Origin of the sequence: Devosia sp., from assembly GCF_025809055.1 — a bacterium.
Lineage (GTDB): Bacteria > Pseudomonadota > Alphaproteobacteria > Rhizobiales > Devosiaceae > Devosia.
In genome coordinates, this window is the sequence record NZ_CP075529.1 from 1 (window position 1) to 12,102 (window position 12,102).

The 12,102-nt window shown below is 65.3% G+C and carries 15 protein-coding genes; 9 read left to right on the top strand and 6 right to left on the bottom strand.

Features of this window, described 5'->3' with window-relative positions:
- Nucleotides 1-69: 69 nt before the first annotated feature.
- From KIT02_RS00005 to KIT02_RS00015, 3 genes are all read left to right on the top strand, one after another.
- On the top strand, nucleotides 70-426 hold the full coding sequence (locus tag KIT02_RS00005) for a helix-turn-helix domain-containing protein (protein WP_297580626.1): 357 nt from the start codon (nucleotides 70-72) through the stop codon (nucleotides 424-426).
- Nucleotides 410-925, top strand: coding sequence for a DUF6456 domain-containing protein (locus tag KIT02_RS00010; RefSeq protein ID WP_297580628.1), 516 nt, complete (start codon nucleotides 410-412; stop codon nucleotides 923-925). Before KIT02_RS00005 ends, KIT02_RS00010 begins: the two co-directional genes overlap by 17 nt.
- A 74-nt stretch (nucleotides 926-999) precedes the next feature.
- The gene (locus KIT02_RS00015) at nucleotides 1,000-2,016 is read left to right on the top strand and encodes an acyltransferase (protein ID WP_297580630.1); all 1,017 of its coding nucleotides are present in this window, start codon (nucleotides 1,000-1,002) and stop codon (nucleotides 2,014-2,016) included.
- 4 nt (nucleotides 2,017-2,020) lie between these two features.
- Here KIT02_RS00015 and KIT02_RS00020 read toward each other — a convergent pair whose 3' ends face one another.
- Both KIT02_RS00020 and KIT02_RS00025 read right to left on the bottom strand, forming a co-directional pair.
- On the bottom strand, nucleotides 2,021-2,452 hold the full coding sequence (locus tag KIT02_RS00020) for a SufE family protein (RefSeq protein ID WP_297580632.1): 432 nt from the start codon (nucleotides 2,450-2,452) through the stop codon (nucleotides 2,021-2,023).
- A gap of 175 nt (nucleotides 2,453-2,627) precedes the next feature.
- Nucleotides 2,628-2,927 carry a hypothetical protein gene (locus KIT02_RS00025; RefSeq protein ID WP_297580634.1) on the bottom strand — a complete coding sequence of 100 codons (300 nt, stop codon included), beginning with the start codon at nucleotides 2,925-2,927 and terminating at the stop codon, nucleotides 2,628-2,630.
- A gap of 325 nt (nucleotides 2,928-3,252) precedes the next feature.
- Between KIT02_RS00025 and KIT02_RS00030 the strand changes: the two genes are divergently transcribed.
- The 3 genes from KIT02_RS00030 to KIT02_RS00040 are packed head-to-tail and all read left to right on the top strand — an operon-like array spanning nucleotide 3,253 to nucleotide 6,656.
- Entirely contained in the window at nucleotides 3,253-5,064 is a 1,812-nt protein-coding gene (locus tag KIT02_RS00030) for a PAS domain-containing sensor histidine kinase (protein ID WP_297580637.1), read from the top strand.
- Nucleotides 5,061-6,263 (top strand): peptidoglycan-binding domain-containing protein, encoded by a 1,203-nt coding sequence (locus KIT02_RS00035; RefSeq protein WP_297580639.1) that lies wholly within the window; start codon nucleotides 5,061-5,063, stop codon nucleotides 6,261-6,263. The genes KIT02_RS00030 and KIT02_RS00035 overlap by 4 nt, the downstream gene beginning before the upstream one ends.
- A 39-nt stretch (nucleotides 6,264-6,302) precedes the next feature.
- Nucleotides 6,303-6,656, top strand: a complete 354-nt coding sequence (locus KIT02_RS00040; RefSeq protein ID WP_297580641.1) for a DUF1491 family protein — start codon at nucleotides 6,303-6,305, stop codon at nucleotides 6,654-6,656.
- Here KIT02_RS00040 and KIT02_RS00045 read toward each other — a convergent pair.
- Complete coding sequence (locus KIT02_RS00045) at nucleotides 6,653-7,798, bottom strand: DUF2336 domain-containing protein (protein WP_297580643.1); 1,146 nt, start codon at nucleotides 7,796-7,798, stop codon at nucleotides 6,653-6,655. The two genes, KIT02_RS00040 and KIT02_RS00045, sit on opposite strands and share 4 nt — an antisense overlap.
- Before the next feature lie 176 nt (nucleotides 7,799-7,974).
- Between KIT02_RS00045 and KIT02_RS00050 the strand changes: the two genes are divergently transcribed.
- From KIT02_RS00050 to chrA, 3 genes are read left to right on the top strand one after another with little or no spacing between them, the layout of a single operon-like run.
- Entirely contained in the window at nucleotides 7,975-8,163 is a 189-nt protein-coding gene (locus KIT02_RS00050) for a hypothetical protein (protein ID WP_297580645.1), read from the top strand.
- Nucleotides 8,156-8,971 carry a hypothetical protein gene (locus KIT02_RS00055; RefSeq protein WP_297580647.1) on the top strand — a complete coding sequence of 272 codons (816 nt, stop codon included), beginning with the start codon at nucleotides 8,156-8,158 and terminating at the stop codon, nucleotides 8,969-8,971. Before KIT02_RS00050 ends, KIT02_RS00055 begins: the two co-directional genes overlap by 8 nt.
- A 10-nt stretch (nucleotides 8,972-8,981) precedes the next feature.
- Nucleotides 8,982-10,181 carry a chromate efflux transporter gene (chrA, locus tag KIT02_RS00060; protein WP_297580649.1) on the top strand — a complete coding sequence of 400 codons (1,200 nt, stop codon included), beginning with the start codon at nucleotides 8,982-8,984 and terminating at the stop codon, nucleotides 10,179-10,181.
- Between the two features lie 6 nt (nucleotides 10,182-10,187).
- Here the strand turns inward: chrA and KIT02_RS00065 are convergent, their stop codons facing one another.
- The 3 genes from KIT02_RS00065 to KIT02_RS00075 all read right to left on the bottom strand — a co-directional run bounded on the left by KIT02_RS00065 (nucleotide 10,188) and on the right by KIT02_RS00075 (nucleotide 11,999).
- Nucleotides 10,188-10,754: an NUDIX domain-containing protein gene (locus tag KIT02_RS00065; protein WP_297580651.1), complete on the bottom strand. Its 567-nt coding sequence runs from the start codon at nucleotides 10,752-10,754 to the stop codon at nucleotides 10,188-10,190.
- A gap of 130 nt (nucleotides 10,755-10,884) precedes the next feature.
- The gene (locus KIT02_RS00070) at nucleotides 10,885-11,427 is read right to left on the bottom strand and encodes a hypothetical protein (protein ID WP_297580654.1); all 543 of its coding nucleotides are present in this window, start codon (nucleotides 11,425-11,427) and stop codon (nucleotides 10,885-10,887) included.
- Nucleotides 11,424-11,999 (bottom strand): DUF1214 domain-containing protein, encoded by a 576-nt coding sequence (locus KIT02_RS00075; RefSeq protein ID WP_297580660.1) that lies wholly within the window; start codon nucleotides 11,997-11,999, stop codon nucleotides 11,424-11,426. The genes KIT02_RS00070 and KIT02_RS00075 overlap by 4 nt, the downstream gene beginning before the upstream one ends.
- Nucleotides 12,000-12,102 lie beyond the last annotated feature (103 nt).

Sequence of the window (12,102 nt, forward strand, 5' to 3'; positions counted from 1 at the left end):
ACTTATCCCCATGGGCTGGCCTTCAGAGAGAGTATAGGAATATCATCCTATATCTTTCCGGAGTGCTCCATGACCAAACAAGCCAGTTCCTGCCGCCGAGCGACCCTTGATCCGGCCGGTCCAGCGCGCTCGATCGACGAAATTATCCGCCTGGTGGCGCGCGAGCAGCATGTACCCAAGGCATTGATTAAGCACAGGTCGCGCTGCCGGGCGGGCGTCGCCAGGGCCCGTCAGATTTCCATGTATCTGTGCCATGTGATCCGCCAGCACAGCCTGGCCGATATCGGACGGATCTTTGACCGCGATAGGACAACTGTCTCCTATGCCTGCGCGGTGATTGAGGACTTGCGGGACGATCCGCGCATCGATGCCGAAATCAGCCGTCTCGAGGCCATGCTGGAGGTGTCCGATGCCGCGCGCGTCTGACTGTTCATCCCCGGGCGGTCACCGGGCCGAGTTGCCGGAAGCCATGCAGCGCCTGGGCGGGGCCTCCGGGTTTCTCGCCCCGCACCAGGTGGAGGCGGGGCGCCAACTGGCACAGCTGTTCGAGAGCGCCATGATCCGCCAGCGTGTCACCATGTCCTACGATCCGACCCGTATCGGTGGCCGCGCCGCAGGCTCGGGCCAGACCGGGGTGAGTGACATGGCCAGCGCGGCCCGCAAGAGGCTGGCGCAGGACGCAGTGCGCCTGCCACGCGACTGCTGGGACCTGCTGGTGGAAGTCTGCTGCTACGACAAGGGCCTGCAGCAGATCGAGACGGAACGCCGCTGGCCGCGCCGCAGCGCCAAGCTGGTGCTGCGCATCGCCCTCGAGCAATTGGCGCGGATGCGGGGTCTCGATGAGACGGGGAAGGGAGGCCATCAAGGCGATGTGCGCGCCTGGTTGCCCGAGCGCCCGGCCATGTTCGCCGACAGCGCCGATTAACGATATTGACGAGCAGGATGAGAGCGCCGGCGCGGCGCGTGATAATCGTGGTGCACAAAGTCTCAGGTTTCGTCATGCGTTCGAAGCTGCACACCATCCAATATCTTCGCGCCTTTGCGGCAATGCTGGTCCTGGCATCGCATGCACTGCTCTATCCGCTCGCCGATCATCCGCTGGTCTATGGGCGCATGGGGCAATTGGGCGTGGTGCTGTTCTTCGTGCTGTCGGGGTTCATCATGGTGGTGGTCACCGGGCACAGCCGGTTCGACGCGCGTGACTTCCTCCGGCGGCGGGTGGTGCGCGTCGTGCCCATGTACTGGGCATTCACCTTCCTTGCGGCGGCCCTGGCCCTGGTGTTGCCCAGCCTGTTCAAGACGACGGTGTTCGATGGCATGCAACTGGCGCTGTCGCTGGTCTTTGTGCCGTTCTACAACCCGGCGAGCCATGGCCTGCACCCGCTCTACAAGCTCGGCTGGACCCTCAATTACGAGATGTTCTTCTATGTCAGCTTTGCGCTGCTGGCCCTGCTGCCGGCGCGGGCGCGGGTGATGACGCTGAGCGTGGTGTTTGGCGGCCTGGCGCTGATCGGCGCCGTGCTGCGGCCAACAGAGGCGATCCCTGCATTCTACACCAGCTACATGCCGCTGGCCTTTGTCGCCGGGGCCTGGCTGGGGCTGGGCCATATCGAGGGGCGGTTACAGACCCTCGGACGGCCGCTGGCGCTCGTGGCGGGCGCATTGGTGCTGGCCGGGCTGGCACAGGGCTTTGCCGTTGCCGCAGAAGAACACGCCTTCTGGGGCATGCTGGTCTTTGCCGTGGCCCTGGTCGCCATGGCCATCGCCTTTGCGCAGAATCTGCCGCAATGGCCGCTGCTCGAACTGGTTGGGGACGCGTCGTATTCGATCTATCTCGTCCACATCTTTGCGGTGGCCGCTATTGCCGGGGTGGCCCTACACCTGGTCGAACCGGCCGGCACAACGGCCACGCTGGTCGCGGTCGGCGCGGCAATTGTCGGCGGCACGCTGATCGGCGTCATGCTCTACCGGCTGGTCGAGGCGCCATTGATGCGCCGGATGCGCAAACCGGCCTAAAAAGCTAGGCCGCCAGCCGGGCGCGGGCCTCATTGCGGATGCGGCCGACCATGGCCACAAGGCCATTGGAGCGCTGGCTGGTGAGATGTTCGCGCAGGCCAAGTTCGTCGAACAGCGCAATGGCGTCGGTTTCGGCGATTTCGCTGGCCGGGCGCCCGGAATAGAGGGCGAGGAGGACAGCCACCAGTCCCTGCACGATCATGGCATCGCTCTCGCCGCGAAAGCCGAGCGTGGTTTGTGCGCCCTGACCCTTGGGGTCGGCCACCAGCCAGACCTGCGAGACGCAGCCATTGACCTTGTTGGCATCCACGCGCTCGGCCGGGTCGAGCTTCGGCAATGCCTGGCCGAGTTCGATCAGGTAGCGGTAGCGATCCTCCCAGTCATCGAGGAAGGAAAGATTGTCCGAGATTTCGGTGAAGGCCGGCGGATGTGTCATGGCGTCTATCTAGTGCAATTCGCCAGCCGATGCGAGGGCTGCACAGCACGCAAAGAAAAGCCGCAGCGACGGGGCACGTGGCTGCGGCAGTATCCAGAGGTCGCTGGAGTAGCGTCGCTTGGGGAAGTGACGCGACCCCTGGGGTCTATGTGTCTGGCGCCCGGGGGGACGCCGCCTATCCCGCAATATCCGGCCGAGGTCGAGGCAGGGGCACCGAAAGGGCGGCCGGCTGAACATGCATGGGGGCGCCGGCCTGCGGGGCAGTCTGGAGTGCGGCCGAGACAAGAGCCTTGCCTCCGGCGCAGGTGAAATCATGGCAATCGATGGCGTCGATCTGCTGGGCAACGAACTGGCTGCCCTGCTGCATGGCATCCTGCGACAGCCGGGACGCGGCATCGCCGACATCCACGCCGGGGCGCATCACCATGAAGGCGAGGGTGAGCCAGAATGCAGAACGCAGAAGAAACATGGTCATCGGTCCTCGTGGGAGACCGTCCCCCACGCCTTCGATGAAAGCTAGGCAGGCCCGATTAAGTGGCACTGCGCAATTTCGATAAAATTTGAATCAATTTCGAACTTTGGCGCCGGAGCGGCGCAACGGCTTGTTTACGCTAACTTTCAAAACCGGGGCTGGAAAGGACCGGCCACCCCCTCGACAGGCACTGGCTTAAACCTGTCTTAGCGGTTCGGGGGCGAGGCTGCGGGCAATGGATCCGAAGACTATTCGGACTGCGCGATGCCCCAGGCATCTTGGTTTCCGGCCGAACGTGCCGGTCGGGCGTCGATATGGTGAGTTGGTAATGCGTAGCCTCAAATTCTTCGGCGCCAGCAGCGGGATAGGTAAGTCCTATGCCGGTTCGGGCAATCGCCCCGAAGTGCTGCGCCGTGAGACTATCGTCAATTCTGCACGCATCCTGCTTGGAGCGGCCGCTGCCGGCATGGCGCCGGCCATGTACGGCCTGCTCACCGGTGCTGCGCTGCCCTTTCTGCTCGCCACGCTGATTCTCGCCGGTGCGTCGCTGAGCCTGACCATGGCCGCGCGCGGCCAGCACGACTTTGCCGCCATGGTGCAGAGTGTCGCCATCATGGTGAGCGGCCTCGTCCTGTCGATTGCCGACCCGCGGCTGGCTGACCCCGGCCTGGCCATGGCTCTCATGGGCCCGGTTCTCGCGGCTTTGCTCGGTCCGGGCACCATGCGCCGGCTGAGCTGGGCAGGCCTGGGCGCAGTGCTGGTCATCGGCCTTCTGGCGGGGCCGGTGGGCCTGGTGGATACCCTGGCCGAGGGCCAGTGGCTGATGGTCAGTTCTGCGACGGGCTTCCTCGTCGCGGTTGGCGTGGTCGCCTATTCGGCCCACCGCATCAACGCGGCCTATGAGGTCAACGACAAGGCCCAGATCAGCGCCTATCGCCACCTCATCGAACATGTCCAGGACGCGGTTCTGCGCTTCGCCAGCGATGGCAGCCTGCTGATGGCCTCGCGGTCCTCCGAACGATTGTTCGGGTGCCAGCGTTTCCAACTGAACGGCAGCGGCATTGGCGAACGCCTGCATGTTCTGGACCGCCCGACTTATCTCACCGCCTTTGCCGACGCCAACCAGGGTGGGCGCAACCGGACCATCGAAGTGCGCCTGCGCCGCGACGATCCACATGCCGCACAGGCCATGCCGCGGTTCATCTGGGTTGAGGTGCAGCTCTCGCCGGTTCTCGACCGCGATGGCGATGACGCCCGCTATGAAGTGATCGCATTGATGCGCGACGTCACCGAGCGCAAGGATTCCGAGCGCGCCATGGCCGATGCCAGGCGGGTGGCCGAAGAGGCCTCGCAGGCAAAGTCCCGGTTCCTCGCGACCATCGGGCATGAATTGCGCACGCCACTCAATGCCGTGGTCGGGTTCTCCGAAATGATGACCTCGGGCATCGGCGGCGAGCTGTCGGACACGCATCGCGAATATGCCGGGCTCATCCACAAGTCCGGGCGGCACCTGCTCGAAGTGGTGGGCATGCTGCTCGACATGTCCAAGATCGAGGCCGGGCGATTCGAAATCCAGACCGACCAGATCGACGCCGGGGCCATCCTGCCGGCCTGCCTGCCCATGGTCGAAACCCTGGCGGAGGAACGCGGCGTTTCCATCGTTTCCGAGGTCGAGGCGGGACTGCCGCTGCTGAATGCCGACGAGCGGGTGTGCCGGCAGATTCTGCTGAACCTTTTGTCCAACGCCATCAAGTTCAGCCATGAGGGCGGGCAGGTGAGCGTCTCGGTGCGTCGCCAGGGAACGGCAATCAATGTCTCGGTCCGCGATCGCGGCATCGGCATGGCGCCCGAGGCGCTGAAGCGAATCGGTGAACCTTTCTTCCAGGTGCAGGACGGGCTGAGCCGCAAATATGAGGGGACGGGCCTGGGCCTGTCGATCGTCAAGGGTCTGGTCGAGCTGCATGGCGGCACGCTGCGCGCCATGTCCGAGATCGGGGCGGGGACAACCGTCACTGTTCTTCTGCCTATAAACGGTCCAGCAACCAAACCGGGCGAAACTGCAGACATTCTGCATCTGCATCCTGAACCGACGACTGCCGCTCCTGTCACATGGCCAAACGAAAAAAGAAAAGCGCAATGACAGCATCAACCCTGACCCAGCTCCCGCTCATGGCCGGGGGCGCACTGCTTGGCTCCGTCAGCCGGGCGGGCCTGTGGGCCGTTGCCCGCTTCATGCGTGCCCCGCTCGCGTCCACCGGGCTTCTGGCCATGGTGACGCTGACGGCGCTGGCGGGCAGCAATGCCCTTTACTTCCAGACCAGCGAACACCCTTCGCCGTTCTTCATGCCATCGCGCGACACCATTGCCTCCATGCCGACCCCGGCGGCGCAGCGGCCGGAGCCGGCACCAGCTGCCGCCAGCCTGCCGGCAATTGCCGAAACCGTCGCTCAGCCCCAGCCGGCGCCAGTGGTTGAAACCACAGGCAGCGTCGGTCCGCAGGTCATTCCCGACCGGCCCGTGGGCAATACCGAAGTCTTCGCCGTGCAGAAGCGGCTGGCCGAACTGAACCTGTTCCAGGGTACCGTTGACGGCTATTACGGCCCCAAGACCGCCGAGGCCATCCGGGCTTTTGAGCAGCGCAATGGCCTGCAGCCCAATGGTGCGCTCAACCCCTCCATCGTCGAGGCCATCCTGAGTTCGGACGCCTCCGGCCGGATGGCGGCACAGGCCGTGCAGCCCCAGGCCGTCGTTCAGCCGGCGCCGCAACCAGTGGCCCAGCCGGTGCAGGTGCAGATAGCGTCCACGGCAGTCCAACCGGCTCCGGTCGTTGTGCAGCAGCCGGTGGCCCAGCCGCAGCAGGACGTGGTTGTCGCGCGCCTGCCGGCGCTTTCACCCGCAGAACAGGCTCTCGACCAGGTCGCCCAGAGCGCCGCCAATACGCTCGATTCGATCGTCGCGGCCGTCGACGGTTCACGCACGCCACCGACCCAGATGGCCAATCCGCCCATTCCCACGGCCAATGTGGCCGCGGCCACCCAGCCGATTCCGGCACCTGTTCCGGCTGCGGCACCGGCTGCTGCCGAGGTGGCGCCCGTCGCTGCGGCCCGAACCAATCCGAGCCAGACAGCGGTGATGCCGGCGACCGACACCGAGCTCGTGACCCGCATTCAGCGCGGCCTTGCCAGCCTCGGTTTCTTCCGCGCCGCCATCGACGGCAAGCCCGGCCCGGAAACGGCACGCGCCATCCGCGAGTTCGAGAACTTCTACAGCTACCGCCAGACGGGTCAGGTCAAGCCGGACCTGGTGGACCTGCTGGTGCAGGCGGGCGCGACGATCTAGACAGGTCCACAGGCTGTATCAAACTGAGGAGCCGGCGCGGTGTCGACATTGCGCAGCGACATCTGGTGCATGGCTTTCGTGCGGCGCCACAATGACCTGGGCCATTTCTGCGTGGTGGTGCGGCGCGGCGACCCAATTGCCGGCCAGGTCTTTCTCGAGGTGGATCACCTCGATGGAACACGTTCGCTCTATACGCCCGCGCCGATGCTGAGCCGCGGCGAGAAGGAAGGGCCGGTGTTCCAGTGCCGGTTCCAGCGCGTGGAACCGGACAAGGTACGGGATCGTATCGAGCAGGAGGTCGCTTTCGACCCCGATCTCTGGGTGCTTGGCGTCGATCTCAGAACCGACGATGACCTTGGAATTGAGGTCGTGGCGGCGCCGGAGACGCGCTAACTGGCGCGGCGTGCGCCGATCCGTGACAGCGCTTCGATGGCCTGATCGACCACGGGATTGCCGGTTGCCTTGGAGGCCTCCGGCGTGCGGCGGCTGCGCTGGGCAAAGGGCTGGTACTGGGTGCCGGTCAATTCCAACAGGTTCACCTCGCCGCGCCAGGCACTCATCAGATAGGCCATGGAATCGGCGGTGACGCCACCAAACAGGCTGGCATAGTCGGCGAGGGCACGCGACCGGTCGGTGTCGTGGCTGGTGGCGTGGATCAAGACCTTGAGCCCGTCATAGGCCGTGGTGCCGAAGGCGCGCAGGATGACGAACAGCGAGGCGCCGGTGACGTCGTGAGCGATCTGGCCGCAGCGCACTTCGTCCAGGCCGGTGATCTGCGACAGGAGCTTGGTGACTTCCGGGCGGCGGTTCTCGGAGAACAGTTTCATCAGCGCGCGGGTGAGCTCGCTGGTGGCCACGGACAATTGCTCGATGGTGCGGGCTATCGGCGCCTTGGGTGTTTCGCGATTTGCAAAGGCCTCGATGACCTTGATCCGGTGATTGTCGGACAGATCGAAGAAGGCCGGGGCCAGGAGAGCAGCGTCGAAATCGTCGCGATGGCCCAGGGCCTCGGCAACCAGGTGATCCATCTGGGCGGAACGGGCGAGGGCGCTGAGATAGGCGCCGCGCGGCGTGATGCCGGTATTGGCTGCAAGGGCGCGATAGACCTTGCGCGAATTCATCTGGAAGAGTTTTGCCAGCACCACATTGGTGAGATCGGCGCGCGACGCCAGGGTGGCGCAGGCCGGAACGTCATAGCGGCCGATGATGTCGAGCATGGTCTGATCGGACAGGAGCGGCGCGGTTTCGAGGAAGGGAATGAGGTCTTCGCCGATATTGTCGATCACCAGCCGTTCGAGGGCCGGGGAGAGGACTTCGGCCCGGCCCAGAATGGCGGCGCCCTTGGCGCGGGCCTGTGGACCGGCCGTGGGGAACAGGCGGGCGGCCAGGGCCTCGAACTGTTCCAATTCGGGACCAGTGGGCTTGCCGCGCCGCGCATAGGCGTCGCAGGCCGCGATCAGCAGAGTATTGGTGCGATCGACGCCGCCGGTTTCGATCAGCAGCTGAAAGGTCTCGTAGGGCTGAAATCCAAGCATGTCCGGCGGAACCATCGACTCGTTTTACATCACAATCTGATGCCGGCTCACTCTTGCCGGCAATTCGTTAGCAGACTGTTAACCTTGACGATCTCTTAATGGCCAATGTGGGCGAGTAGCGTCGCGCCTGACTGCAAATCAACTCGCTGCCTCCAGTAGGGACGGGGGAGCGGCGCATGGATATGGAGGCCAGCTTGGGAAAGCTGCTGAAACTGGCGGGACACCGAAAACCTGCAAAACCGGGAGACAGACCCTCCGGTGACGCCCAGATACTGATCTTCACCGGGGTGCGTTATGAGCGCGGCACGTCGCAACCGCCAGACAATCGGCTCGATCCATCGCGGCGCAAGCGCAAGCGTGTCTAGCACTTTCGGCCGGGCCATCGGCCTTTTGATCGTGGTGTCGCTGCTGGCCGGGTGCGCCACGCGGCCTGTCGGTGATTTTGGCCGGGCAGCGCCGAGCGTGCTGCATGACGAGATCATGCCGTCGATCGGCAAGAGCGCCGCCAATATGCGCGGCGAGCCGGTGTCCAAATTCAACCAGACCGACCAGGAACGCGAAATGCATGATCGCACCTGGCGCTTCCTGATTGCCGCCCATGCCAAGGACTGGACATTCGATCGCTCTGTCGAATTGCAGCGTACCCGGATCGGGGCGGCGCGCGATTTCACCTTTACCCGCGACCGCTATTATCGCTGGCTGCGCGAGACGGAATATCAATCTTCGCGGACCCGCTATTCCACTGTCGGCAGGCATATCCAGGCCGATCTCGACACCTTGCCGACGACCTTCGTGTCGATCTGCGCCGTCATCGAGGTCGACCGCCAGCGGGCCGTGGCGCTGGCCGAACTTGGGCCGATGGATCCTTCGGTCTCCGCCAACCTGACGGCGCGGCGCACCGAGAACCAGTGGCATATCGACTGGTTCGTGCGGGCGCTGACCTATCGCTATGACAGCTATTCGTTTGCGCTCGACCATCTGCTGGTCGAAACACCGCACGAGCAGTCGCTGGCCGTGGACGAGAGCCTGAGGCGCATGGCGCCATGGGTCGAACGGGCCCGGCGCGGCGATTTCTGTGGCGGAGCGGGCGGTAGCGCGGGCGGGCATGGTGTCACCATACCGTCACGCTACCAGACCATGGTCCCCGACTCCGAAGTGGTGGTGCAGAAGTAGCGGGACAGGCGTGACGGATCAGACAGCGCAAAAAGCCGGTGCCGGCGAAGTCTTTGGCGCCTTCCTGAAACTCGGCCTCACCAGTTTTGGCGGGCCGATTGCGCATCTGGGCTATTTTCGCGACGCCTTCGTGATCCGCCGCAAGTGGCTGAGCGAAACCGAATATGCCGAACTGGTTGGACTGTGCCAGTTCCTGCCCGGCCCGGCATCGAGCCAGGTGGGGTTCGCGCTAGGACTGCGCCGCGCTGGTATTTTGGGGGCACTGGCCGCCTGGACCGGGTTCACCCTGCCATCGGCCCTCCTGATGATCGCCCTGGCGCTGGGCGCTGCCGCGATGGAAGGCCCCCTGGCTGCGGGCATTCTGCACGGGTTGAAGCTGGTGGCGGTCGCGGTGGTGGCGCAGGCGGTGCTGGGCATGGCCCGGACGCTGACGCCGGACGCACCGCGCGCCGCCATTGCCGCCGGCGCCGTCCTGCTCCTGGCCATGATCGGTGGCTCGCTCGGGCAGATCGCAGCCATTCTGGCCGGTGCCGGGGCAGGCCTGCTGCTGTGCCGGGGACATGGCGCGGATGATCGAGGCGCCGAAATGCAGGGATTGTCGCGCCGGGTTGGCGTGATCTGCCTGGCGGTGTTCGCGGTGCTGCTGGCGGGCTTGCCGCTGGTTGCCGCGCAAGGGCAGGGCCTGGCGCTGTTCGACGCCTTCTATCGCGCGGGCGCGCTGGTTTTTGGCGGCGGGCATGTGGTGCTGCCGCTGCTCGAGGCCGAGACCGTGGGGCGCGGCTGGATCGGCGCCGACGGTTTTCTCACCGGCTATGGCACGGCCCAGGCCATGCCCGGACCGCTCTTCAGCTTTGCCGCCTATCTCGGGGCAGCCGGGACGCCGGGGCCGAATGGCATTGCCGGTGGCCTCATCGCCACTGTCGCGATTTTCCTGCCGGGCATGTTGCTGCTGGTGGGCGTCCTGCCGTTCTGGAGCCGGGTGCGGACCATGCCTCTGGCGCAGGCCGCACTGGCGGGAACCAATGCCGCGGTGGTCGGCATTCTGGGCGCCGCGCTGTTCGATCCGGTATTCACCAGCGCCGTCGTGAGTCAGCTCGACCTGGCGCTGGCGCTGGCCGGATTCGTGGCGCTTGTCGCATTCAGGGCCCCGCCCTGGATCGTGGTACTGGCGTTGGCTCTGTCCGGTGGGTTCATCGGCGTGGTCGGTTAGGCCCGGTCAGGCGCGAAGGCTGGCGAGGCGGGCAGCGGCTTTGGGTGCAATATCGGCAAGGGCGGCGATATCGGCCCAGCGGGCGGCGTGGACCTCGTCCTGCTGCGCCACAAGGGGCAGGGCCGGGTCGGCCACGAACAGATATTGCAGGTCATGATGGACATGTACCGGCTCATTGCGGGCCGGCTTGCCGGGCACATCATGACTGTCGATGGCAAAGGGCAGGTCGCCCCTGCCATGCCAGGGATGCAGCGCAATGGCCTGGACGCCGGTTTCCTCTTCCGCCTCGCGCCGGGCTGAGAGGTGGAAGGCACCGGCCGGCTCGTAGTGGCCGCCCGGCTGCAGCCAGCGGCCGATGGTGATGTGATCGATGAGCAGTACCTGCGCATGATCGGGCGACACCACGATGGCGCTGGTGGTGACATGGCCAGGCAGGGTCTCGCGGCGGTCGAGCCGGTGTCCCTCGCCCATTTGCCAGCGCAGCAGGGAAAGATGCTCGCCGGGACCGGCCACTTCACCGAGATAACGCGACACCGCAGTGGCGAGGGCGGCGGAAAAGGTTTCGGGTGTCATGGGTGCATTCATCGGGAAAATCGTCTGGAATGGCTAGAGGTTGCGGAGCATATCCGCAGTTTCGGGCAGGCGCTTGAGCGATGCCGAGCGCTCATACCTAACAAAAGAAAATTTTGTTAGGTATGGGAGCTCAGCGCGTGCCGCATTGGACGTCGGCAAGCCGTTCGGCAAAGCGGGGGCGCATGATGTCGTGGGGGGGTGCCAGGCGGATGAGGGCGAACAGGTCGTTGCCGGTCTGCTCGACGATGAGCAGGCCCTCGGCGATGTCGAGCTGCTGCTGGGCGAGCTGGCGCGTCTGGGCGGCGTTGAACAGGCCCATTTCCAGCGTCTGACCAATGCCGTCGCGATTGGTGGTGGAAAAGGTGACGATGCCGGAGGGATCGAACACGGCAACCGACCAGAAGGCGTCCGGAAGCGTGCCGCTGATGAAGCCGGGCCCCTCGGACAGGTCGAGCCGGCAAAGCCCGTAGATGAGATCGGGATCCAGATGCAGCGGATTGGGTTCGCCGGGTGCGACGGGATCGAGGATGGCCATGCGGTCGGGCTCGGCCAGGGCCAGGGCCCTGGTCCAGGCGGTTTCTTCAGCCAGGAGCGGCAGGGTCAGGATAACCACGATATGGATGACGCCGCCGAGCAGCACGCCGCCGATGAGCCAGAGCAGGGTACGGATCACGGGCAGGCCTCCCGCACGATATCGGGCAGGGTCATGTCAGCGGAATTGAAACCGGACAGGGCCGTGGTGTCGTAGAGCGACAGGACCAGGGTGAACGGTCCCTCGCCAGCCAATTCCATCCAGTTTCCGGGACGCAGTGCGGTGCCGACGGCAATGCGGAAACTGCCATCGTTCTCACGCAGCACGGCGCTGGAGCGCAGGGCGGCGTCCTGATCGGGCCCGGCTAGGTTGACCCAATTCGGGCCGACGGCCATCAGCGTCCAGAAGCTCGACACCGGGACATGGCCTGTGAGCATGTAGGTACAGTCCAGATCAAGCGGATCGCCGGCGTTATCGGCCGTGGCCGTGAACTGCAGGCCCTCGGCGCGGCCGAGCTGGAAGGCGGCATCGCGGGTGATATGGCCGCGCGTATAGGGATTTGGCGCCGGAGACCCGGCATCGGGCCAGGCCGTCCATGGGCCGATCTCGACGGCGCCGAACAGGCGGCCATTGGTCAGCGCGTAATAGCTGAGGCCAAAACCGACCGCCAGGGCCACGGTGATCGCGAGGAGGAGCCTGATGACGAAACGCAAGGGCTCAGCTTTTCTGCGATGGATGCATGAGGGGGCTGGACCGGCTAAGGTGAGCGATGTTTAGGCTATAGCAATGGTGGGGCCGCTTCGGAAGGCGGTTTCG

Bases quoted from the DNA above. Each gene is read 5' to 3' on its own strand.
- KIT02_RS00030 (WP_297580637.1), top strand. From the start codon at position 3,253: ATGCGTAGCCTCAAATTCTTCGGCGCCAGCAGCGGGATAGGTAAGTCC.
- KIT02_RS00035 (WP_297580639.1), top strand. From the start codon at position 5,061: ATGACAGCATCAACCCTGACCCAGCTCCCGCTCATGGCCGGGGGCGCA.
- KIT02_RS00050 (WP_297580645.1), top strand. From the start codon at position 7,975: ATGGATATGGAGGCCAGCTTGGGAAAGCTGCTGAAACTGGCGGGACAC.
- KIT02_RS00020 (WP_297580632.1), bottom strand. From the start codon at position 2,452: ATGACACATCCGCCGGCCTTCACCGAAATCTCGGACAATCTTTCCTTC.
- KIT02_RS00015 (WP_297580630.1), top strand. From the start codon at position 1,000: ATGCGTTCGAAGCTGCACACCATCCAATATCTTCGCGCCTTTGCGGCA.
- KIT02_RS00045 (WP_297580643.1), bottom strand. From the start codon at position 7,798: ATGCTTGGATTTCAGCCCTACGAGACCTTTCAGCTGCTGATCGAAACC.
- KIT02_RS00010 (WP_297580628.1), top strand. From the start codon at position 410: ATGCCGCGCGCGTCTGACTGTTCATCCCCGGGCGGTCACCGGGCCGAG.
- KIT02_RS00025 (WP_297580634.1), bottom strand. From the start codon at position 2,927: ATGACCATGTTTCTTCTGCGTTCTGCATTCTGGCTCACCCTCGCCTTC.
- KIT02_RS00065 (WP_297580651.1), bottom strand. From the start codon at position 10,754: ATGACACCCGAAACCTTTTCCGCCGCCCTCGCCACTGCGGTGTCGCGT.
- KIT02_RS00005 (WP_297580626.1), top strand. From the start codon at position 70: ATGACCAAACAAGCCAGTTCCTGCCGCCGAGCGACCCTTGATCCGGCC.